General features: G+C 72.1%; 19 protein-coding genes and 1 pseudogene. 9 read left to right on the top strand and 11 right to left on the bottom strand.

Annotated elements, in window-relative coordinates:
- The first annotated feature begins 41 nt into the window (after nt 1–41).
- Nucleotides 42–1160: a hypothetical protein gene (locus tag OHA99_RS13470; RefSeq protein ID WP_153178212.1), complete on the top strand. Its 1119-nt coding sequence runs from the start codon at nt 42–44 to the stop codon at nt 1158–1160.
- A 91-nt stretch (nt 1161–1251) separates the two neighbouring features.
- On the opposite strand, the gene msrA is transcribed toward OHA99_RS13470, so the two are convergent.
- A complete protein-coding gene (msrA, locus tag OHA99_RS13475) occupies nt 1252–1764 on the bottom strand; it encodes a peptide-methionine (S)-S-oxide reductase MsrA (protein ID WP_153178213.1) in 513 nt (170 codons plus the stop codon).
- A gap of 219 nt (nt 1765–1983) precedes the next feature.
- Here msrA and OHA99_RS13480 point away from each other — a divergent pair, with 219 nt between their 5' ends.
- From OHA99_RS13480 to OHA99_RS13495, 4 genes and pseudogenes are all read left to right on the top strand, one after another.
- Complete coding sequence (locus OHA99_RS13480) at nt 1984–2337, top strand: DUF6247 family protein (RefSeq protein WP_007444275.1); 354 nt, start codon at nt 1984–1986, stop codon at nt 2335–2337.
- The gene (locus OHA99_RS13485; RefSeq protein ID WP_007444274.1) at nt 2334–2606 is read left to right on the top strand and encodes a hypothetical protein; all 273 of its coding nucleotides are present in this window, start codon (nt 2334–2336) and stop codon (nt 2604–2606) included. The genes OHA99_RS13480 and OHA99_RS13485 overlap by 4 nt, the downstream gene beginning before the upstream one ends.
- 57 nt (nt 2607–2663) lie before the next feature.
- Nucleotides 2664–3256: pseudogene (locus OHA99_RS13490) on the top strand (DUF4291 domain-containing protein).
- A 68-nt stretch (nt 3257–3324) separates the two neighbouring features.
- Complete coding sequence (locus tag OHA99_RS13495) at nt 3325–3921, top strand: hypothetical protein (protein ID WP_405698940.1); 597 nt, start codon at nt 3325–3327, stop codon at nt 3919–3921.
- On the opposite strand, the gene OHA99_RS13500 is transcribed toward OHA99_RS13495, so the two are convergent.
- Both OHA99_RS13500 and OHA99_RS13505 read right to left on the bottom strand, forming a co-directional pair.
- The gene (locus OHA99_RS13500; protein ID WP_405695892.1) at nt 3867–5681 is read right to left on the bottom strand and encodes a restriction endonuclease; all 1815 of its coding nucleotides are present in this window, start codon (nt 5679–5681) and stop codon (nt 3867–3869) included. The two genes, OHA99_RS13495 and OHA99_RS13500, sit on opposite strands and share 55 nt — an antisense overlap.
- Nucleotides 5682–5800: 119 nt before the next feature.
- Nucleotides 5801–6397: a TetR/AcrR family transcriptional regulator gene (locus OHA99_RS13505; protein ID WP_405695894.1), complete on the bottom strand. Its 597-nt coding sequence runs from the start codon at nt 6395–6397 to the stop codon at nt 5801–5803.
- Between the two features lie 158 nt (nt 6398–6555).
- Here OHA99_RS13505 and OHA99_RS13510 point away from each other — a divergent pair, with 158 nt between their 5' ends.
- Nucleotides 6556–7593, top strand: a complete 1038-nt coding sequence (locus tag OHA99_RS13510) for an aldo/keto reductase (protein ID WP_405695895.1) — start codon at nt 6556–6558, stop codon at nt 7591–7593.
- 20 nt (nt 7594–7613) lie between these two features.
- Here OHA99_RS13510 and narI read toward each other — a convergent pair whose 3' ends face one another.
- The 6 genes from narI to OHA99_RS13540 form a co-directional block, all read right to left on the bottom strand.
- Entirely contained in the window at nt 7614–8327 is a 714-nt protein-coding gene (gene narI, locus OHA99_RS13515; protein WP_366472610.1) for a respiratory nitrate reductase subunit gamma, read from the bottom strand.
- The gene (narJ, locus tag OHA99_RS13520) at nt 8324–9007 is read right to left on the bottom strand and encodes a nitrate reductase molybdenum cofactor assembly chaperone (RefSeq protein WP_405695898.1); all 684 of its coding nucleotides are present in this window, start codon (nt 9005–9007) and stop codon (nt 8324–8326) included. Before narJ ends, narI begins: the two co-directional genes overlap by 4 nt.
- Nucleotides 9004–10659, bottom strand: coding sequence for a nitrate reductase subunit beta (gene narH / locus OHA99_RS13525; RefSeq protein WP_405695900.1), 1656 nt, complete (start codon nt 10657–10659; stop codon nt 9004–9006). Before narH ends, narJ begins: the two co-directional genes overlap by 4 nt.
- Nucleotides 10659–14366: a nitrate reductase subunit alpha gene (locus tag OHA99_RS13530; RefSeq protein WP_405695902.1), complete on the bottom strand. Its 3708-nt coding sequence runs from the start codon at nt 14364–14366 to the stop codon at nt 10659–10661. The genes narH and OHA99_RS13530 overlap by 1 nt, the downstream gene beginning before the upstream one ends.
- A gap of 216 nt (nt 14367–14582) precedes the next feature.
- Nucleotides 14583–15368, bottom strand: coding sequence for an SDR family oxidoreductase (locus OHA99_RS13535; RefSeq protein WP_405695904.1), 786 nt, complete (start codon nt 15366–15368; stop codon nt 14583–14585).
- A 198-nt stretch (nt 15369–15566) separates the two neighbouring features.
- Nucleotides 15567–16607: an NAD(P)-dependent alcohol dehydrogenase gene (locus tag OHA99_RS13540; RefSeq protein WP_405695906.1), complete on the bottom strand. Its 1041-nt coding sequence runs from the start codon at nt 16605–16607 to the stop codon at nt 15567–15569.
- A 168-nt stretch (nt 16608–16775) separates the two neighbouring features.
- Between OHA99_RS13540 and OHA99_RS13545 the strand changes: the two genes are divergently transcribed.
- Complete coding sequence (locus OHA99_RS13545) at nt 16776–17654, top strand: helix-turn-helix domain-containing protein (RefSeq protein ID WP_153178222.1); 879 nt, start codon at nt 16776–16778, stop codon at nt 17652–17654.
- Here the strand turns inward: OHA99_RS13545 and OHA99_RS13550 are convergent.
- A complete protein-coding gene (locus tag OHA99_RS13550) occupies nt 17644–17952 on the bottom strand; it encodes a DUF397 domain-containing protein (protein ID WP_405695908.1) in 309 nt (102 codons plus the stop codon). The two genes, OHA99_RS13545 and OHA99_RS13550, sit on opposite strands and share 11 nt — an antisense overlap.
- Nucleotides 17924–18787, bottom strand: a complete 864-nt coding sequence (locus OHA99_RS13555) for a helix-turn-helix domain-containing protein (protein WP_405695910.1) — start codon at nt 18785–18787, stop codon at nt 17924–17926. Before OHA99_RS13555 ends, OHA99_RS13550 begins: the two co-directional genes overlap by 29 nt.
- Before the next feature lie 115 nt (nt 18788–18902).
- On the opposite strand from OHA99_RS13555, the gene OHA99_RS13560 reads away from it, so the two are divergent.
- Nucleotides 18903–19121, top strand: coding sequence for a hypothetical protein (locus tag OHA99_RS13560; protein WP_405695912.1), 219 nt, complete (start codon nt 18903–18905; stop codon nt 19119–19121).
- Nucleotides 19118–19531, top strand: coding sequence for an ATP-binding protein (locus tag OHA99_RS13565; protein ID WP_366472616.1), 414 nt, complete (start codon nt 19118–19120; stop codon nt 19529–19531). Before OHA99_RS13560 ends, OHA99_RS13565 begins: the two co-directional genes overlap by 4 nt.
- The last annotated feature ends 2 nt before the right edge of the window (nt 19532–19533 follow it).

The raw sequence follows: 19533 nt of genomic DNA on the forward strand, positions 1-19533 counted from the left end.
CGGGTTGGCCAATTGTCGGCGGCGTCTGGTTCGCTTGAGACATGGAGATTCTCTGGGTCCTGATGGCACTGGTCATGCTCGGCTTCGTGCTGCTCCAAATCTCGCGGCGCAGGCGCGGTGCGGTCGGCCTGGTCGAGCCCGGTCACCCGGACGCCGCCGACCCCGCGAACTACGGTTTCGCGCGCGAGGAGGAGCTGGACATCCGGATGCCCGGTCCCGACCAGGACCTGCTGGACGTCCTCGACCTGGTGCAGCGCACCCAGGACTACCGGGGGGCGCAGCAGCTCCTGGCCGGCACGGAGGCGGAGGGCGAGCGGCGCTGGCAGCGTGTCCAGGCCTTCGCCGGCGCCGCGTCGCTGGAGCTGCGGCAGCGGCCGGGCGGGGTCGGGGAGACGCCTGGCGGGCAGTGGCTGCGGGTGTGGCGGGCCGAGGCGCCCAAGGACGCGGGTGGGGCGGCGGTGCACGCCGAGTTCCTGGTGCAGCAGGCGTGGCGGACGGCGACGCCGGGCTCGGACGACTTCCGGATCATCATGGAGGAGGCGAAGGCGGCCTGCGGTGAGGCCGCCCTTCTCGCGCCCGGGGACCCGATCCCGTACATCGTCGAGCTGTCGGTGGCCCGCGGTCTCGGCTACTCGCGCGAGGAGTTCGAGCAGCTCTGGCTGAAGATCCTGGACCGCGCTCCCCACCACATGGGCGCGCACCTGGCCGCCCTTCAGTACTGGTGCGAGAAGTGGCACGGCTCGCGGCAGCTGGCGTACTCGTTCGCGGAGGCGGCGGCCGCCAGGGCCCCGCGGGGCTCGCTGCTCGCGGCGATGCCGCTCTTCGCCGTCTTCGAGCACCTGCCCGAGGTCAACCTGGTCAGCGGCTTCTACCAGAGCGAGGTCGTCACCAAGGCCGTCCACGGCGCGCTGCACGCCGTCCACTCGGCCCGCCCGGACGATCCGATGCAGGCGCACGTCCGCCACCTGCTGGTCTTCTTCCTGGTCCGCGGCGAGCGCTGGGCGGAGGCCATGAACCAGCTGACGGTCATAGACGGCCACGTCGGCGCGCTGCCCTGGACCCTGTCGGCCGACCCGGCGGCGGAGTTCGCGGTCTACCGCGCGCTGGCGGTCGCGGGGTACGAGGCGAACGGCGGCAGCCCGGCGACGCTGCCGCACTGATCGCCGGGCGCCCTCGTGCGGACGGTCCGGCCGTTCACCCGGCCGGACCGCGTTCCGCCACCGCTGCCGTTCTGTGTCAGCCCTCGCTGTCTCAGCCCTCGCTGCGGGCGGGCAGCCGCCAGCCCGGGCGCGGGAAGTGGCAGGTGTACCCCTCCGGGTAGCGCTGCAGGTAGTCCTGGTGCTCGGGCTCGGCCTCCCAGAAGGGGCCGACCGGCTCCACCTCGGTGACGACCTTGCCGGGCCACAGTCCGGAGGCGTCCACGTCGGCGATCGTGTCCTCGGCGATCCGCTTCTGCTCGTCGTCCACGTAGTAGATCGCCGAGCGGTAGCTGAGACCGATGTCGTTGCCCTGGCGGTTCTTGGTGCTCGGGTCGTGGATCTGGAAGAAGAACTCCAGGAGCGTGCGGTAGTCGGTCGCCTCGGGGTCGAAGAGGATCTCGATGGCCTCCGCGTGCGTGCCGTGGTTGCGGTACGTCGCGTTCGGCACGTCACCGCCGGTGTAACCGACCCGGGTCGCGGCCACGCCCGGAAGCCGGCGGACCAGCTCCTCCATCCCCCAGAAGCATCCGCCCGCCAGTACGGCCCTCTGCGTCTGCGCAGCCATTGCGGCCCTCCAATTTTCTCTCGGCTCGGTCGTCCGGGTCACTCGGCCCGTGCCTCACCGGCCTGCATGCCCACGCTGCATGCAACGCTCGGGGCGCCCCAACGATTCCACGCGGCCGGACGGGCGTATCGGTTCTGCCTCACCCGTTCGAGCGGTGCGTCGACGCCCCTGCCGGATAGCCTGAGTCGCGGGACCAGAATCGCGCCCATGGGAGCAGCAATGACCATCTCCGCCGCCGGGCAACCACTCATCCCCCAGCCCCCCGCAACGGTGGCCGCCCTGCGTCAGGCCGTCGGGCAGATCACACCGGCGGCGCTGCCCGCGTTCACACGCGAGCTGGACCAGGCGGCAGACCAGTCCCGGCAGGGCTCGGACCTGGCACCCCTGCAGCGGTTCGTCGCCCAGTGGGCAGCCTACGTCTACATCCAACGCCAGCCGGGCCTGGCAGCAGACCTGCGCGCCTGGGAGGACCGCGCCGCATCCGGCGACGCTGTCCAGGCACGACAAGCCGCATCCGAGATCGGACGCATCCTCGACCAGGCGCACGCAGCCGTCGGTCTTCACTCCCGATGACCGTGGAGTGGCGATGGGAGTACGACCCCGACTACGACCACGTGGCAGGTGGTCTCCCGGCCCACGTCGTGACGGAAGTGGAACGCCTGGCCGGTCAACTGATCGACCTGGCCAGTACGGGTGTCGACATCAGCGATCTCGGCAACGGTCCACGCTCGGGCGGCCTACGACGGATGGACGCGGCCGGAGGGTGGTTCTACTTCCTGGTTGCACCGCGGGACCCCTTGGTCATCATCGTCCGTATCATCCCCCCGTTCGACGCGCTGTAGCCGTCCCCGCCGAGTACCTGTGACCCGGGGCGCGGCCTCCGGCCGAAGCTGTACGGCATGCGAGAAGCGCGGCGCGAGAGCCGGGCGGCTGCACGGCGTCCAGTGTCACCGTCTACCAGGCGTGTTCCCCGGGGATCGGCCTCCCCGCCGCCCGCGACGGACGTTTTCCGGCGGCCTGGAAGCGGGACAGGATGACGTGGATCAAGCCCTCGTTCCTGTGGATGATGTACCGCTGCGGGTGGGCCACCAAGGCGGGGCAGGAGACCGTCCTGGCCGTCGAGATCGGCCGCGAGGGCTTCGAGTGGGCCCTGCGCAACGCGTGCCTGTCGAGCTACGCGCCCGGCGTGCACCCCGACCGGGCGACCTGGCAACGCGAGTTGAAGCGCTCGCCCACCCGCGTCCAGTGGGACCCGGAACGCGACCTGCATCTGCGGCCCCTGCCCTACCGTTCCCTGCAACTGGGGCTGTCCGGCGAGGCCGCGCGCCGGTACGCGGACGAGTGGACGGTCGCCGTCCGCGACGTGACCCCGCTCGCCCACGAGATCCACGCCCTCGTACGGGACGACGCCCTGGACGCGGCCCGGGCGCTGCTGCCCGGGGAGCGGCCGTACCCGGCCGTGGAGGAAGGCCTGAGGAATCTACGACCGTGACGGACCACTCCCCCGCCTTCCCACCCGCACCCACGCACGAGCCGGGGCTTTCGGCGTACCAGCGGGCGATGCGGGAGCGGCTGCTCGCGGCGCCCGTGGTGGCCACTCCCGAGCCCTGGCGGGCCGTCGCCCTCGTTCCGGTCGGCGGGCTGCTCGGCATCGGCTTCGCGTCGCATCCCGACACTGGGCACGACCTGGTCATGGTCGTCTCGCACGACGGTCACGGTCTCTTCGACGCCGTCACCGGCGAGAAGATCGCCAGGGACCGGGATCCCGATCCCGGCGGCAGCACGCCCGACGAAGCGGCCGACCTCTCGTGTCCCGGGCTGGGGCCGGTCGCGGGCAGCCGGGTGCACATCGCCGGACTCTTCGGCGGAGGGCTGCACACCGGCACCCGGGACGGGTGGCAGCTGGAGGTCGTCACGCCGGCCTGGCCGAACGACCGCGTCCTGCTGTCCCGCGACGGCGGGCTCCCGCACGCCGGTCCGCACGGAGAGAAGTGGTGGCACATCTTCCACTCCGACTACTCCACCTTCCGGGCGGCCGGCTTCCCGCCCTCCGGCCGGACCGTCGCCGTGGCGACGAGCAGCGATCTCTCGCTGTGGACGCGTCAGTCCACCTCGACGCCGAAGTCGCGCAGCAGTTCCTCCAGGCCGCCCGTGTAGCCCCTTCCGCCCACGACGAAGTCCCAGTCGCCGTTGGTCCTGCGGCGGAAGGAACCGAGGACCAGGGCGGTCTCGTGCGGGCGGCCGTCGGAGACCTGGAGCCGGCCCAGTTCCGTCAGCGCCGGGTCGAGGAGGCGGATGTGCGCGTCGGTGAAACCGGACAGATCGGCGTCCGGATTCGCCTCCGGGTCGACGGCGGCCACCAGCACGAGGCGGTCGGCGTCGTCCGGCAGGGTGTCGAACGAGGCGCAGAGCGCGGCCTTGTCGGGCGCGGTGGCGGGCAGCGTCCGTACGGAGCCGTCCGGGGTGCGCGGGTTGTTGTAGAAGACGAAGTGGTCGTCGGTCAGGATGCGGTTGCCGCGGCACACCAGGGCGCACACGTCCAGGGCGACGCTCCCGGACCAGGACATGCCGAGGATGTTGTACTCGTCGGGCAGCGACGGTTCCGGGACGGGGGGCGGGGGCACGGTCGGGTCCCGGCGGCCGCCCTCGCCCAGCCGGCCGCGCAGGCCGTGGCGGCGCAGCAGGTCGACGAGTTCGGTTCCCGAGATCAGTTCCAGCGGCTTGCCGTTGGCGAAGGTGTGGGAGCCGGGGCCGAACCCGGACGTGGTGACGAGGACGCCCTTGTTCGCCCCGGCGTCCTGCACGGTCCCGTACAGGTCGCGGACGGCGGTGGGCGGCACCGTGTTGCGGTACCGCTTCACCTGGACGACGATCTGCCCGCCGCGGATCGGCGTCGGGTCCAGCGCGTGGACGTCGACCCCGCCGTCGTTGGAGCGCTGCGTGGTGACCGCCCGCATCCCCATCGCCCCGAACAGTTCGGCGACGAGGCCTTCGAAGGCGATCGGGTCCATCTCGTACAGATCGGGTTCCTCGTCGTCGCCGTGGGTGGCGACGCGCTGGCCGGCCTCCTCGGGCCGGCGGCCCGGCCTGATCGCGACGAGCTGGTCGGGGCGGGCCGACAGCTGCCCGCGCAGCGCGTCGGCCAGGCAGCTCTCCGCGTCCACCTGGGCCAGGTGCAGTTCCCGGAACGAGGAGCGCTCGGCCATGACGGTGGCCAGGAAGATGCGGTCCGGCCGGCCCGTCGTGGGGTCGTGTCCGTCGACGAAGCCGTTGAGGGCCACCGACTCCAGCGCGCCGGGCTCGTCGGCGGCGAACAGTTCGTGCAGGACGAGCAGCATGCACTGCGCGACGACTTCCTTGTAGAGAGCCCTGCGCTGCCCCACCGGGCGGGGCGTCTCCTTGTACTGGTCGGCCGCGTACATGTACCGCACGTACTTGGACTGCGGGACGACGTCGGCCGGGGGCAGTTCCCAGTCCAGCACCAGTTGCCGCGCCGCGGGGTCGTAGGCCATCGCGACCCACCGAGGGAAGCCCTCGGGCCATGCCGTCGAGGTGTAGAGGGCCGCGGAGAAGTACTCGGTCACGGCGTCGGGCTCCCGGCGTCCGACGCCGTCGATCACCGCGGCCAGGGGCGCGAGCTCGTCGGAGCGCATGAGCGCGCCGGGCCGGAAGACCGATGCCCGGCAGCCCGAGGCCAGCAGGCCCTGGAGCGCCGCGACCCGTGCGTCCAGCTCCTCCGTGCGGCGGATCGCCTCGGCCTGTTTGTATCCGCGGTAGCTCTGGGCGGCTCGCCGCTCGTAGGCCCGCGCCTCCTGGGCCTCCTGTCTGCGCTGCCGCGCCTCGGCCTCCAGCTGGCGCTGTCGCTGCCGCTGCATCTCGGCCCAGACCCCGAAGGGCCCCGTGGTGCGACGACTCATGGGTTGTCAGCCCTCCCCCCAAGCACCGGTTGTCCCCACAACCAGTTGTAGCGGGTCGACTGTATCCAGCAATCGCCGCCGCGCACATCCACTCGCCGTCCTTCGCGGCCGGGCGGGGATCAGCCCGTCGCGCGCAGCCCCGCGATCAGGACGCGCACCAACTGCCGTGCGTCGTAGTCCGGGTTGGGGGTTTCCGCACCGATGCACAGGTTGCCGGCGCCGCGCATGAGGGCGTAGGCCTCGACGTCGGTGTGGATCTCGCCGGAGGCGGTCGCGGCGGCGAGGAGGTCGGTGCAGACGGGGACGAGGCGGTCGAGGAAGTACGCGTGGAGGGTCTCGAAGCCCGCGTTGTCGGACTGGAGGACCGCGGCCAGGCCGTGCTTGGTGACGAGGAAGTCGACGAACAGGTCGATCCAGCCCGCGAGCGCGGCGTACGGGGTCGGGCTGCTCGTCAGCAGGGCGGGCCCGGCTTCGGCGCAGGCCTCCACCTGGTGCCGGTAGACGCCGATGATGAGGTCCGCCCGGGTCGGGAAGTGGCGGTAGATCGTGGCCGTGCCGACGCCGGCCTCGGCCGCGATGTCGCGCACGGGGGCCTCGACGCCCGATCTGACGAACACCGCGGCGGCCGCGTCGAGCAGGGTCTCCTCGTTACGCCGGGCGTCCGCGCGCTTGGGCCGCGGGGCCGCCTTTCCCGTCACCGCTTCGCTGTCCTTCACCGTGCCGTTCCCTTCACCGCTTGATAAACGGGACATCGTTCCGTATCGTCGGACGAGTAAACGGGACGGTGTTCCGCTTGGTCTCTCCATGATGCCAGAGCGTCGAGCCCGCCACCAAGTCATGCCACGTCACGCCACCCGTAGTGGAGGAACACGTCATGCAGTACCGCACCTTGGGCCGCACCGGTGTGCAGGTCAGCTCGCTCGCGCTCGGCGCCATGAACTTCGGCAGCATCGGGCGCACCACCCAGGACGAGGCCACCGCCATCGTCGACGCCGCCCTGGAGGGCGGGATCAACCTCATCGACACCGCCGACATGTACGGCGCCGGCGAGTCCGAGGAGATGGTCGGCAAGGCGATCGCCGGACGCCGCGACGACATCGTGCTGGCCACGAAGGCGAACATGCCGATGAGCGACGAGCCCAACCACCGGGGCTCCTCGCGCCGCTGGCTGGTCACCGAACTGGACAACAGCCTGCGCCGCCTCGGCGTCGACCACGTCGACCTCTACCAGATCCACCGGTGGGACCCGAACACCAGCGACGAGGAGACGCTGTCCGCACTCAGCGACCTCCAGCGGGCCGGGAAGATCCGGTACTTCGGTTCCTCCACCTTCCCCGCCTACCGCATCGTGGAGGCCCAGTGGGCCGCCCGCGAGCACCGGCTGAGCCGGTACGTCACCGAGCAGCCCAGCTACTCCCTCCTCCAGCGCGGGATCGAGAGCCACGTGCTGCCCGTGACCGAGCAGTACGGGCTCGGGGTGCTGGTGTGGAGCCCGCTGGCCTCGGGGTGGCTGTCCGGCGCGGTGCGCGCGGGACAGGACGTCGCCACGCACCGGTCCGTGATCCTGCCCGAGCGTTTCGACCCCGCGCTGCCCGCCAACCGGGCCCGGCTGGACGCCGTCGAGAAGCTGGCCGCGGTCGCCGACGAGGCCGGGCTCACGCTGATCCAGCTCGCGCTGGGCTTCGTGACCGCGCACCCCGGCGTGACCGGCGCGCTCGTCGGGCCCCGCACCCTGGACCATCTGCACTCCCAGCTCGCCGCCGCCGACACCGTGCTCTCCGACGACGTCCTCGACGCGATCGACGCCATCGTCGCGCCGGGCACCGACCTGGCCGCGCACGAGAAGTTCGACGCCACGCCCGCGCTGCTCGACCCGGCACTGCGCCGTCGGCGTCACCCGGCGGCCCGCTGAGCGCGGCGGCCACCGAGCGGTCAGCGCCCCGGCCGGCCCGCCCCCACCGTGCCGCGCCCCCGGTGGCGGTACACGACGTAGGGCCGCACCAGGTAGCCCAGCGGCGCCGTGAAGGCGTGGATCAGGCGGGTGAAGGGCCACAGGGCGAAGAGGGCCATGGCCAGGAGCGCGTGCAGCCGGTAGACCAGCGGGGCCCCGGCCATGGCGGTCACGTCGGGGTCCAGCGCGAACAGGCTGCGGAACCAGACCGAGACGCCGAGCCGGTAGTCGTACGTCGACGCCGCCGTCGCTCCGGACGCGGTGGCCGTGAGTCCGGCGAGGACGACCGTGACCAGCAGGGGGTAGACCAGCCGGTCGCTGCGGCTGGTCGCGGCCCGGATCGCGGGGGTGCGCAGCCGGCGGTACAGGAGGAGGGCGAGGCCTGCCAGGGTCGCCAGGCCCGCCGTGCCGCCCGCGAGGAGGGCGTTGGCGTGGTAGAGCTCCTCGCTGATGCGCAGGCGGTCGGTCAGCGCCTCGGGGACCAGGAGACCGGCGACATGGCCCGCGATCACGAACAGCAGGCCGTAGTGGAAGAGCGGGCCCGCGATCCGCAGCAGCCGGCTCTCGTGCAGCTGGCTGGAGCGGGTGGTGAAGCCGAAGCGGTCGTAGCGGTAGCGCCAGGCCGTGCCCGCCACCAGCACCACCAGGGTCAGGTAGGGCAGGACGCCCCACAGGGCGGTGTGCAGGTGCCTCATCGGCGGACTCCTTCGTCGTGCGGACCGGACCGCCCGTACGGCTCCGGCTGCCCGGCCTGGACGGGGAAGGCACCCAGGCCGTCCAGGCCCACCGCCTCGGCCGGCGGACCGGTACGGGTCAGGCGCAGGGCCTCCTCGCGGCTGGCCGGCGCCTGGCCCGGCAGGCACCGGCAGACGGCCTGGAGGAGGGCCGCGTAGGGGCTGCGGTGTGCCTCCAGGGCGTAGCGCAGGACCTCGATCGCCGCGCGGTGGTCGGTCAGCAGGGCGGTGCCCGGCCCGGGGGCGCGGGCGGCGAACTCCAGCATCAGCGGCAGGAAGTCGGGCAGTTCCTCCTCCGGGGGCAGCCAGCCCTCGGCGCGGTACACGGACTTGATACGGGCGAGTGCGGCGCCCCGGCGGCGGGTGTCGCCGTCGGTGTAATAGGTGAGGTAGAGGCAGCGACGGCGGCTGCGGTCGAAGGTGGCGACGTAGCGGGCGGCCAGGGCCAGCGGGTCCTCCCGTTCCGCCTGGTCGCAGAAGGAGTGCAGGAGCTGGATCTCCGGGCCGGGGAGTTCGGCGACCGTCTCGCGGACGGTGCGCGGGCGGCGGGGCCAGTCCCGGTCCGGGTATCCGAGGAGCAGCGCGGCGGCCTGGAAGACCACCGCGGCGTTGGTGGTGTTCCCCGTGCGGCCGCGGTTCACAGTTCCGGCTCCGTCCGCGCGGTGGTGCGGGCGCGCGGGAAGAGGCCGTTCGGGCGTCCTTTCCCGTTCCAGTTCAGGAGGTTGACCCGGCCGCGCAGCGCGGACGAGGTGCCGGCCCCGGCGGTCGGCGGCGCGTGGAAGGCGTCGGGATCGAACTCCCCGGAGCCGGGGCCGCCGCCCGCGCCGTCCGGCATCATCCCCGGCCCGCCCTCGCCGTCCAGGCTGCACCCCGCGCCGCTCCCGCCGGGGTCGGGGACCGAGCCCGTGTAGCTGGTCGGGATGACGTACCGCTCGTCGTACTTGGCGAGGGCGAGCAGCCGGTACAGCTCCAGGATGCCGGGCTCGTCGAGACCGACCGACCCGGCGATCCGCGGGTCCTGTTCCTCGCCGAGGTTGACGCGCCGCATGTGGGAGCGCATCGCGGCCAGCCGGCACAGGGCGGCCTCGACGGGCCCCGGGTCGCCCGCGGTGAAGAGTTCGGCGAGGTAGCCGAGGGGGATGCGCAGCGTGTCGATCGCGCCGAACAGCGCGGCCGGGTCCTCCCCGTCGTGTCCGCTGCCGGTGAGGGCGTCGACGACCGGGGAGAGCGGCGGGACGTACCAGACCATCGGCATCGTGCGGTACTCCGGGTGCAGCGGGAGCGCGACGCGGTACCGGGTGATCAGCGCACGGACCGGGGAGCGGCGCGCGGCCTCGACCCAGTCGTGCGGGATGCCGGACGCCTCGGCCGCGCGGGCCACCTCGGGGTCGTCGGGGTCGAGGAAGCAGCCGAGCTGGGCCTCGTACAGGTCCTTCTCGTCGGTGACGGAGGCGGCGGCGCCGACCCTGTCGGGGTCGTAGAGCATGACGCCGAGGTAGCGGAGCCGGCCGACGCAGGTCTCGGAGCAGACGGTGGGGTCCCCGGCCTCGATGCGCGGGTAGCAGAAGGTGCACTTCTCGGCCTTGCCGGTGGCGTGGTTGAAGTAGACCTTCTTGTACGGGCAGCCGCTGACGCACATCCGCCAGCCCCGGCAGCGGTCCTGGTCGACCAGGACGATGCCGTCCTCGACGCGCTTGTAGAGGGCGCCGGAGGGGCAGACGGCGACGCAGGACGGGTTGAGGCAGTGCTCGCAGATGCGGGGCAGGTAGAACATGAACGCCCGCTCGTAGTCGAGGCGGACCTGCTCGCTCATCCGGGCGAGGAGCGGGTCGGCGGCCAGTTGGTCGGGGCCGCCGCCGAGGTCGTCGTCCCAGTTGGGGCCCCAGGTGATCTCGGTGGGGCGGCCGTCGATCAGGGAGCGGGGCGGTGCGGTGGGGACGTCGTCGCCGAGGGGAGCGGTGGTGAGGTTCTCGTAGTCGTAGGTCCAGGGCTGGTAGTAGTCGTCGAGGGTGGGGAGTTCGGGGTTGGCGAAGAGGCGGGCGAGGCGCCGGGCGCGGCCGCCGCTGCGCGGGACGAGGCGCCCGCCCTTGAGCCGCCAGCCGCCCTTCCACTTCTCCTGGTCCTCGTGGCCGCGGGGGTAGCCCTGGCCGGGGCGGGTCTCGACGTTGTTGAACCAGACGTACTCGGTGCCGGTGCGGTTGGTCCAGGTCTGCTTGCAGGTGACCGAGCAGGTGTGGCAGCCGATGCACTTGTCGAGGTTCATGACCATCGCCACCTGTGCCATGACGCGCATCAGTAGGTCACCTCCTGGGAGCGGCGCCGGATGGTGGTGACGGCGTCGCGCTGGTTGCCGGTGGGGCCGTAGTAGTTGGGTGCGAAGGAGAGCTGGCCGTAGCCGCCGATGAGGTGGGTGGGCTTGACCAGGAGCTTGGTGAGGGAGTTGTGGACGCCGCCGCGGCGGCCGTTCGCCTCCGACTTCGGCACGTTCACCAGGCGTTCCTGCACGTGGTACATGAGCACCGTGCCGTCCGGGACGCGGTGCGAGACGATCGCGCGGGCGACCACGACGCCGTGCGCGTTGACGGCCTCCACCCAGTCGTTGTCGGCGGCGCCGATCGCGTCGGCGTCGGCGGGACTCATCCAGACGACGGGGCCGCCGCGGGCCAGGGTCTGCATCAGCAGGTTCTCCTGGTACTCGGAGTGGATGGACCACTTGGCGTGCGGGGTGAGGAAGCGGACGGTGACCGCGCGGCCCTCGCCGGCCGGCGGCGGGGCGTCGCCCAGCTCGGCCAGGTTCAGCGGGGGGCGGTAGACCGGGAGTTGCTCGCCCAGTTCCGCCATCCAGTCGTGGTCGAGATAGAAGTGCTGGCGGCCGGTGAGGGTGTGCCAGGGCTTCTTGTGCTCGGTGTTGACGGTGAACGGCGAGTAGCGCCGGTCGGGCGCCTCCTTGCCGGACCACTCGAAGCTCGACCCCACCTGGACGGGCCGCTCCTGGGTGTCCGAGAAGACCACGCGCCGCTCCCCCACCGACGCGGCCAGTTCCGCGAGCCCGGCGCCGGGGCCGACGCGGTCGGCGAGGCGGTCGAAGCCCTCGGCGGCGAGACGGCCGTTGGTGGTGCCGGACAGGGCGAGGATCGCCTCGCAGAACTTGACGTCGGTGTCGAGCAGGGGGCGGTCGCGGGCAGGTCCGGCGGGGGCGGTGCCGCAGCGGGCGGCGAGCCAGCGCGACTCCGCGTGCGGGTTGACGGTGACGCCCTTGACGGTCATGCCGTGCTCCTCGGCCAGCGGCCCGAAGGCGGCGAGCCGGTCGGCGACGGCCGTGTAGTCCCGTTCCACCAGCGACACCTGGGGGGCGTTGCGCCCCGGCTCGATGGGGGTGCGGCCGTCGCGCCAGTCGGTGACCCGGCCGCCGGGCTGGGCCGTCTCGCCGGGGGTGTCGTGCTGGAGGGCGGTGGCGACCAGGTCGTGGGCCGTGTCGAGGCGGCCGGCGGCGAGTTCGCTCAGGCGGCGGGCCAGGCCCTGGAAGATCTCGAAGTCGGTGCGGGCCTGCCACGGCGGGTTGATCGCGGGGCTGAAGGCGTGCACGAAGGGGTGCATGTCCGTGGAGGACAGGTCGTGCTTCTCGTACCAGGTGGCGGCGGGCAGCACGAGGTCGGAGAAGAGGGTCGTGGAGGTCATCCGGAAGTCGAGGCTCAGCAGCAGGTCGAGCTTGCCCTGCGGGGCGTCCTCCCGCCAGGCCACGGAGCGCGGCCGGTGCTCGGGCGGCGCCTCGTCGCTGGTCGCGCCGTCGCGGGCGCCGAGCAGGTGGCGCAGGAAGTACTCGTTGCCCTTGGCGGAGGAGCCGATCAGGTTGGCCCGCCACACGGTCAGCACGCGCGGCCAGTTGCGGGGTGCGTCGGGATCCTCGCAGGCGAAGTCGACGGCGCCCGAGCCGAGTTGCTCCGCGATCCAGTCACCGGGCTCCTGGCCGCTCTCGCGGGCGCGGCGGCCGAGGTCGAGCGGGTTGGCGTCGAAGGTCGGGTAGGACGGCATCCAGCCGAGCCGGGCGGACTGGGCGACCAGGTCGGCGGTGTGGCGCCCGGCGAGGGTGCCGGGGGCGGTGGGTGCGGCGAGGGCGTCGGCGGGGTGGGACTCGTACCGCCACTGGCCGGTGTGCAGGTACCAGTACGGGGTGCCCGCCATCTGCCGCGAGGGCCGGACCCAGTCGGCGGCCGTGGACAGCTGCTGCCAGCCGGTGTAGGGCCGGACCTTCTCCTGGCCGACGTAGTGCGCCCAGCCGCCGCCGTTGACGCCCTGGCAGCCGGTGAGGAGGAGCAGGGAGAGGAAGGAGCGGTAGATGGTGTCGGAGTGGAACCAGTGGTTGGTGCCGGCGCCCATGACGATCATGCAGCGGCCCCGGCTCTGTTCGGCGGTGCGCGCGAACTCCCGGGCGGTGCGGACCGCCGCGTCGGCCGGGACCGAGGTGATGCGCTCCTGCCAGGCGGGGGTGCAGGGTGCGTCGGCGTCGTCGTAGCCGGTGGGCCACTGGCCGGCGAGTCCGGGGCGGGCGACGGCGTACTGGGCGAGCAGCAGGTCGTAGACGGTGGTGACGAGCCGGCCGCCGATCTCCCGGGCCGGTACGCCGCGCACGACGGTGGCGCCGGGTTCGTCGAAGCGGGGAAGCACCACCTCGACACCGTTGTCGCCGCGGCCGCCCGTGTGCCCGTGCAGGGTGAGGAGCGGGTCGGTCCCGCCCAGGTCGAGGTTCCAGCGGCCCTCGCCGCCCTTGCCCCACCGGTCGCCGAGGGTGCCGTTCGGGACGACCACGTCGTCGGTGTCGGCGTCGATCAGCACCGGCATCCAGGCCCGTGCCTCGGCGTCGGCGTGCCGGCCGAGCCCGAGGTCGGCGGCGGTGACGAACTTGCCGGGCGTGAACCTCCCCTCCCCGTGCTCGTCGAGGGCGACGAGGAAGGGCAGGTCGGTGAAGCGCTTCACGTAGTCGGTGAAGTACGGCACCTGCCGCCGCACGAAGAACTCGGTGAGCAGCACGTGCCCCATGGCCATCGCCAACGCCCCGTCGGTGCCGGGGTGCGGGTGCAGCCACTCGTCGGCGAACTTGGTGGCGTCCGCGTAGTCCGGGGAGACGACGATGACCTTCTGGCCCCGGTAGCGGGCCTCCGCCATCCAGTGCGCGTCGGGGGTGCGGGTGACGGGGACGTTGGAGCCCCACAGCATCAGGTGGGCCGCGTCCCACCAGTCCCCCGACTCCGGTACGTCGGTCTGGTCGCCGAAGACCTGCGGGGAGGCGATCGGCAGATCGGCGTACCAGTCGTAGAAGGAGATCATCGGGGCGCCGATGAGGGAGTGGTAGCGGGCGCCGACCGCGTGCGAGGCCATGGACATGGCGGGGATCGGGGAGAACCCAGCGACCCGGTCGGGGCCGTACTCGGCGATGGTGTGCACCTGGGCGGCGGCGGCGATCTCCAGCGCCTCGTCCCAGTCGACGCGGACGAAGCCGCCGTGGCCGCGGGCGGACTGGTAGCGGCGCCGCTTGTCGGGGTCGCCGGTCAGCTCGGCCCAGGCGGCCACGGGATCGCCGCCGTGCCGGCGTTTGGCGTCCCGGTACATTTCCACGAGGACACCGCGGGCCAACGGATGGCGAACACGGGTGGGCGAGTAGGTGTACCAGGAAAAGGAAGCGCCGCGCGGACAGCCGCGCGGCTCGTACTCCGGCCGGTCGGGGCCGACGCTCGGATAATCCGTCTGCTGGGTTTCCCAGGTGATCAGTCCGTCCTTGACGTACACCTTCCACGAGCAGGAACCCGTGCAGTTGACGCCGTGCGTGGAGCGCACGACTTTGTCATGCGCCCACCGCTCACGATAAGGACGGTCGTTGACTTTCTGGTCCGTGCGGTACACGGCCCTCAGGTCGAGGGTGGTCGGGGATTTCCGCAGCAGCTGACCGGCCTTCAGCAGCCGGTCGGCGGCGTCGGCCGCGGCCTTCGCCCTGCTTCGCACCACGTGGCCATCTCCTTGCGAACGCGACGGAGCAATGCCCGCCGGGTTCCGGCGGGCATGCTGTGTGCCGCATTCAGCATCTCGCCGAAATTCGCTGCAGAAACGGTATTTCAGCACCCTTTGCGGAGGTGGGGGCGAAGGTTTTCATTCGCTTTGCAATAGTTGTCATGCGCATATTCTTCGACTGTGCCGACTTTCAGCCAGAATTGCCGGGAGAACTCATACGGCCATCCTCTCCGCCAGGAATTCGGCCCACGTCAGCTTCCCGACCAGGGCGTCTTCCAGGGTGAGGTTCTCGCCAGAACGGTACGCGCGCCCCGCTTTCCCGGGAATGCGCACCGGCAGCTTCGGACGCCGGCGTCCGCCGCGCACATCGAGGTAGGAACGGGCCAGCGTGGCCAGATCGTGGACCTCGGGGCCGGTCATGTCGGGCACCCGGCCGGACGGCTCGGCCAGCGTCAGCTCGGCCAGGCGCGCGGCGACCTCCCGGGCGGCGACCGGTTGCAGACGCAGCCCGCCCGGGGCCGGGAGGACCGGCAGCCGGGTCATCTTCTCGATCATCGTCAGCGTCAGCTCGTGGAACTGGGCCACGCGCAGCACCGTCCAGCCGATCCCCGAGCCGGCGATCGCCCGCTCGGACTCCAGCTTGGTGCGCAGCCAGGCCAGCGGGACGCGGTCGGCGCCCACGACCGAGATGTACACGAGGTGCCGTACGTCCGCACCGACCGCGGCGCGCACCAGGGTGTGGGTCGCCTCGTCGTCGCCCTTGGGGCCGCCGGCCAGGTGCAGCACGGTGTGCACGCCGTCGACGGCGGCCTCGACGCCCTCGCCGGTGCGCAGGTCACCGGTGACGTACGTGATGCCGTCCGCGTCGGGGCGGGGGCGCCGGGTGAGGACGCGCACCTCCTGACCGGCCGCCCGCAGCAGCGGGACGACGTGGCCGCCGAGGGTGCCGGTACCGCCGGTGACGAGGAGGGGCGTCGTGGAGGTCGAGGGGTGGGTCATGACTGCTGCTCCCGGTGTCCGTGGCGTCCGGGAGGCGGGGTGGGGGCCGATGTGGGACCGCCCCGCCCGGGACGTCCGCCGTGTGTGGTGGCGGTATGACCCGGGGCGGGGCGGCTGTGTGACAGGAGGGGGGAGGAATTCCGAAGAATCTTCCCGGGGGATCGAATCGGGGGATCGAACCGGGGGATCGAACCGGGGTCAGATCGTCGCGGTGTCGATCACGAAGCGGTAGCGCACGTCGCTGGCGAGCACCCGCTCGTAGGCGTCGTTGACCTCGGAGGCGGCGATCAGCTCGATCTCGGCGCCGATGCCGTGCTCCGCGCAGAAGTCCAGCATCTCCTGGGTCTCGGCGATGCCGCCGATCATGGAGCCGGAGAGGGACTTGCCGCCGCCGAGCAGCGCGAACAGGTTGAGGGAGACCGGCTCCTCGGGGGCGCCGACGTTGGCCAGGGCGCCTTCTGTCTTCAGCAGCCCCAGGTAGGCGCCGAAGTCGAGCGGCGCGGAGACCGTGGAGACGATCAGGTCGAAGGTGCCGGCCAGCTCCTCGAAGGTGGCCGGGTCGCTGGTGGCGTAGTAGTGGTCGGCGCCCAGCTTCAGGCCGTCGTCCTTCTTGCGCAGGGACTGCGACAGCACGGTCACCTCGGCGCCCAGGGCGTGCGCGAGCTTGACGGCCATGTGACCGAGGCCGCCCAGGCCGACGACGGCGACCTTCTTGCCGGGACCGGCATTCCAGCGCCTGAGCGGGGAGTACGTGGTGATGCCGGCGCACAGCAGGGGCGCGGCCTCGTCCAGGGAGATGCCCTCGGGGATGCCGAGGACGAAGTTCTCGTCGACGACGACCTTCTCGGAGTAGCCGCCGTAGGTGACCTCGCCGTCCCTGCCGACGGCGTTGTAGGTCATCACGTTGCCGTTGGTGCAGTACTGCTCCCGGCCGGCCTCGCAGTTCTCGCACTCGCGGCAGGAGTCGACCATGCAGCCGACGCCGACGCGGTCGCCGACGGCGAACTTGGTGACGCCGGGACCGACCTCGGAGACGACGCCCGCGATCTCGTGGCCGGGCACCATCGGGAAGATGGCCTCGCCCCAGCCCTCGCGGACCTGGTGGATGTCGGAGTGGCAGATGCCGGCGAACTTGATGTCGATCAGGACGTCGTGCTCACGCACCTCGCGCCGCTCGATGGTGGTGCGCTCCAGCGGCGCCTTGGCGGCGGGTGCTGCGTACGCGGCGACAGTGGTCATGCCGGGTTCTCCGGGATTCTCTTGGCGTGACTGGGTGATGCTTCCACCCTGCCGGTCGCCCGCCGATCCACCCAGACCACGGCTTTGCGTACGACCGGCGTGCGTACCACCGACGGGGACAGGCTCGTGTGCGTACGACCGGGAATACGTCCGGTGATACTGGAGGGTATGGATGGACAGCTTGACCGGCGGGCCGAACTGAGCGAGTTCCTGCGCACCCGGCGGGCCCGGCTCAAGCCGGAGGACGTGGGCCTGGAGTCGTACGGACGTCAGCGCAGGGTGCCCGGGCTGCGGCGCGAGGAGCTGGCGCAGCTGGCCGGGGTGTCGGTGGCGTACTACACGCGTCTCGAGCAGGGCAACGGGCAGAACGTGTCGGCGGAGGTCCTGGACGCGATCGCCCGGGCGCTGCGGCTGACCGACGCGGAGCAGGCGCACCTGACGCACCTGGCGAAGCCGAAGCAGCAGCGCCGGCGGGCCGGGGCGCCGCGGGGCAAGCAGCCGGTGCGGGTGGCGCTGCTCCAGCTCCTGGAGTCGATCGACACGGTGCCCGCGTACGTGACGGGCCGCCGCTCCGAGATCCTCGCCTGGAACCGGATGGCCGCGGCCCTCTTCGGGGACTGGGGCAAGCTGCCGGCCGCCGAGCGGAACTGGGCGCGGCTGGTCTTCCTGAACCCGGACTACCGCGAGCTGTTCGTCGACTGGGACCAGAAGGCGTACGACATGGTCAGCTTCCTGCGCATGGACGCGGGCCGGCACCCGGACGACCCGCGACTGTCCGCGCTCGTCGGGGAACTCTCCGTGAAGAGCGAGGAGTTCCGCCGCCTGTGGGCCACCCACGACGTCAAGGAGAAGAGCTACGGCGTCAAGCGGATGCGGCACCCGCTGGTCGGCGACCTGACCCTGTCCTTCGAGACGTTCCGCCTGGTCGACGACGACGAGCAGGCCTTCATCACGTACCACGCGGAGCCCGGCTCCCCGTCGGCGGACGCGCTGCGCCTGCTGGCGAGCTGGGGGACGGACGCGGCGGCCACCACGGTCACGCCGTGAGCGCGCCCCGGCTCAGCGCGGTGACGAAGGGCGCCCAGGCGCGGGCTGTGAGGAGGAGGACGGGGCCGTCTCCGTCACCGTCGCGGGAGACCTTGGAGTCCCGGACGGGGACGAGGCCGGGGATGCGGTCGGCGACTTCGAGGCAGTCGCCGCCGCTGCCGTTGCTGTAGGTCGACTTGCGCCAGAGGGCGGCGCCGGGGAAGTCGCTCGCCACCTCGACGCACTCCCCGCCGTCACCGTTGCTGTAGCTGCTCTTCGCCCAGAGCGCGTCACTCAAGTCGATCCGGTTGCTCGCCATTTCGGTAATCCCCTGCCACTGCCTCGATTCGGGCCAGGGACGTCTCCGGTGACAGTGCGACGGCCCTGAGCCGATCGTATGCCTTGCGGTACTGCTTCACGAGGGCCGGATCGTCGATGGTGTCCCCGCTGTAGGACGCCTCGGTGTAGACGAGCGGCGGCGCGTCCGGGAAGGTCATGACCATGATGGAGGCGGCCATGAGGGGATACGCCCCGCACTTCCGCGGCACGATCTGCGGAGTGATCCGGCGCCGCCCGGCCAGCTCCACGATGCGGTCGAGCTGCGTGACCATCTCCCCCGGCGGCACGATCGGATCGAGCAGCAGCGACTCGTGCAGGATCGCCCAGTACTCCGGGGTGGTGTGGTCGTCTTCGAAGAGGCGGGCCCGGGCCAGCCGGGCCTGCACCTTCTCCTCCACCCACTCGTCCACGGCCTGCGGGTGGGCGGCGCGTACGAGGGCCCGCGAGTAGGGGGCGGTCTGGAGCAGCCCGGGGAACGTACTGGGCGACCACAACTCGATGGACTCGGCGTGCCGCTCCGCCTCCAGGGCCTTCTCGAAGTACGCGGCGTGCGGCCCCCGCCGCGCCTTCCGCACGTCCTCGCACCGCCGCTCGAAGAACCCGTCGGTCCCCAGCACCTGGTCCGCGTGCCGGGCCAGGTCCAACGGCATGCGCCGCTCGCCGCGTTCGATGTCGCTCAGGTGCGACTTGCCGTAGAAGCTGCCCTCGACCAGCGCCTCCAGCGACAGTCCGGCCCGCTCCCGCTGGTACCTCAACTCCTTGCCGTAGAAGGTCGGGACGCTGGTCGAACCGTCGATGTCCTTGCGCTGTGCCACCGCACAACTCCTTCCGCACTCCGGGCTGCCGACGCGAGATCCCTTTCACGGTAGGGCGCCAAACGTCACTGTGTGAGGTGTTCGTCACAGAGCGCACACGGAAAGGTGCCCGTCCATGCCCCAACCACCCCGTCCGCAGGACGACATGACCCACTGCGTGGAGGAACTCCGCGCCTCCCTCGCCCTGCACGGCATCGCCCTCCCCTCCCTCGGTCTGGATCTGCCGACGTTCGCCGGCGCGTACGCCCCGCCCGCCGGTCTCGTCTCGCTCGGCAACTGCAACGCGGCCACCGCCCGTGCGCTCGCCACGGTCCTGCGTCGGGCGGCGCCGTGACGACCTGGGAACTGAGCCTGCTCGCCACGCCGGAGGCCGTACCGGAGGTGCGCCGCCTTCTGCACCGTTACGACCACGACGTCCGCCTGTGCGTGACCGAGTTGCTGACGAACGTCATCGACCACGTGGGCGAGGGCACCCCCGCGACCGTCCGCGTCGCCGTACTGCCCACCGGCCGCACGCGCGTGGAGGTCACCGACCCCGACCCACGCGCCCTGCCCCTCCTCACCGGACCGGCCGGTGCCACCGACGAGTCCGGGCGCGGCCTCGCCCTCCTCGACGCGCTGGCGCTGCGGTGGGGCGTGGAGCAGGGCGGGGACCGCAAGACGGTCTGGTGCGAGCTGTCGGGAGAGCCGCCGCTCGACGCCGTCCGGGCACCCGCCGCCCCGGCGGTCCGGAGTGGACGGTGAGG

Origin of the sequence: Streptomyces coelicoflavus (assembly GCF_045041415.1) — a bacterium.
Taxonomy (GTDB): domain Bacteria; phylum Actinomycetota; class Actinomycetes; order Streptomycetales; family Streptomycetaceae; genus Streptomyces; species Streptomyces coelicoflavus.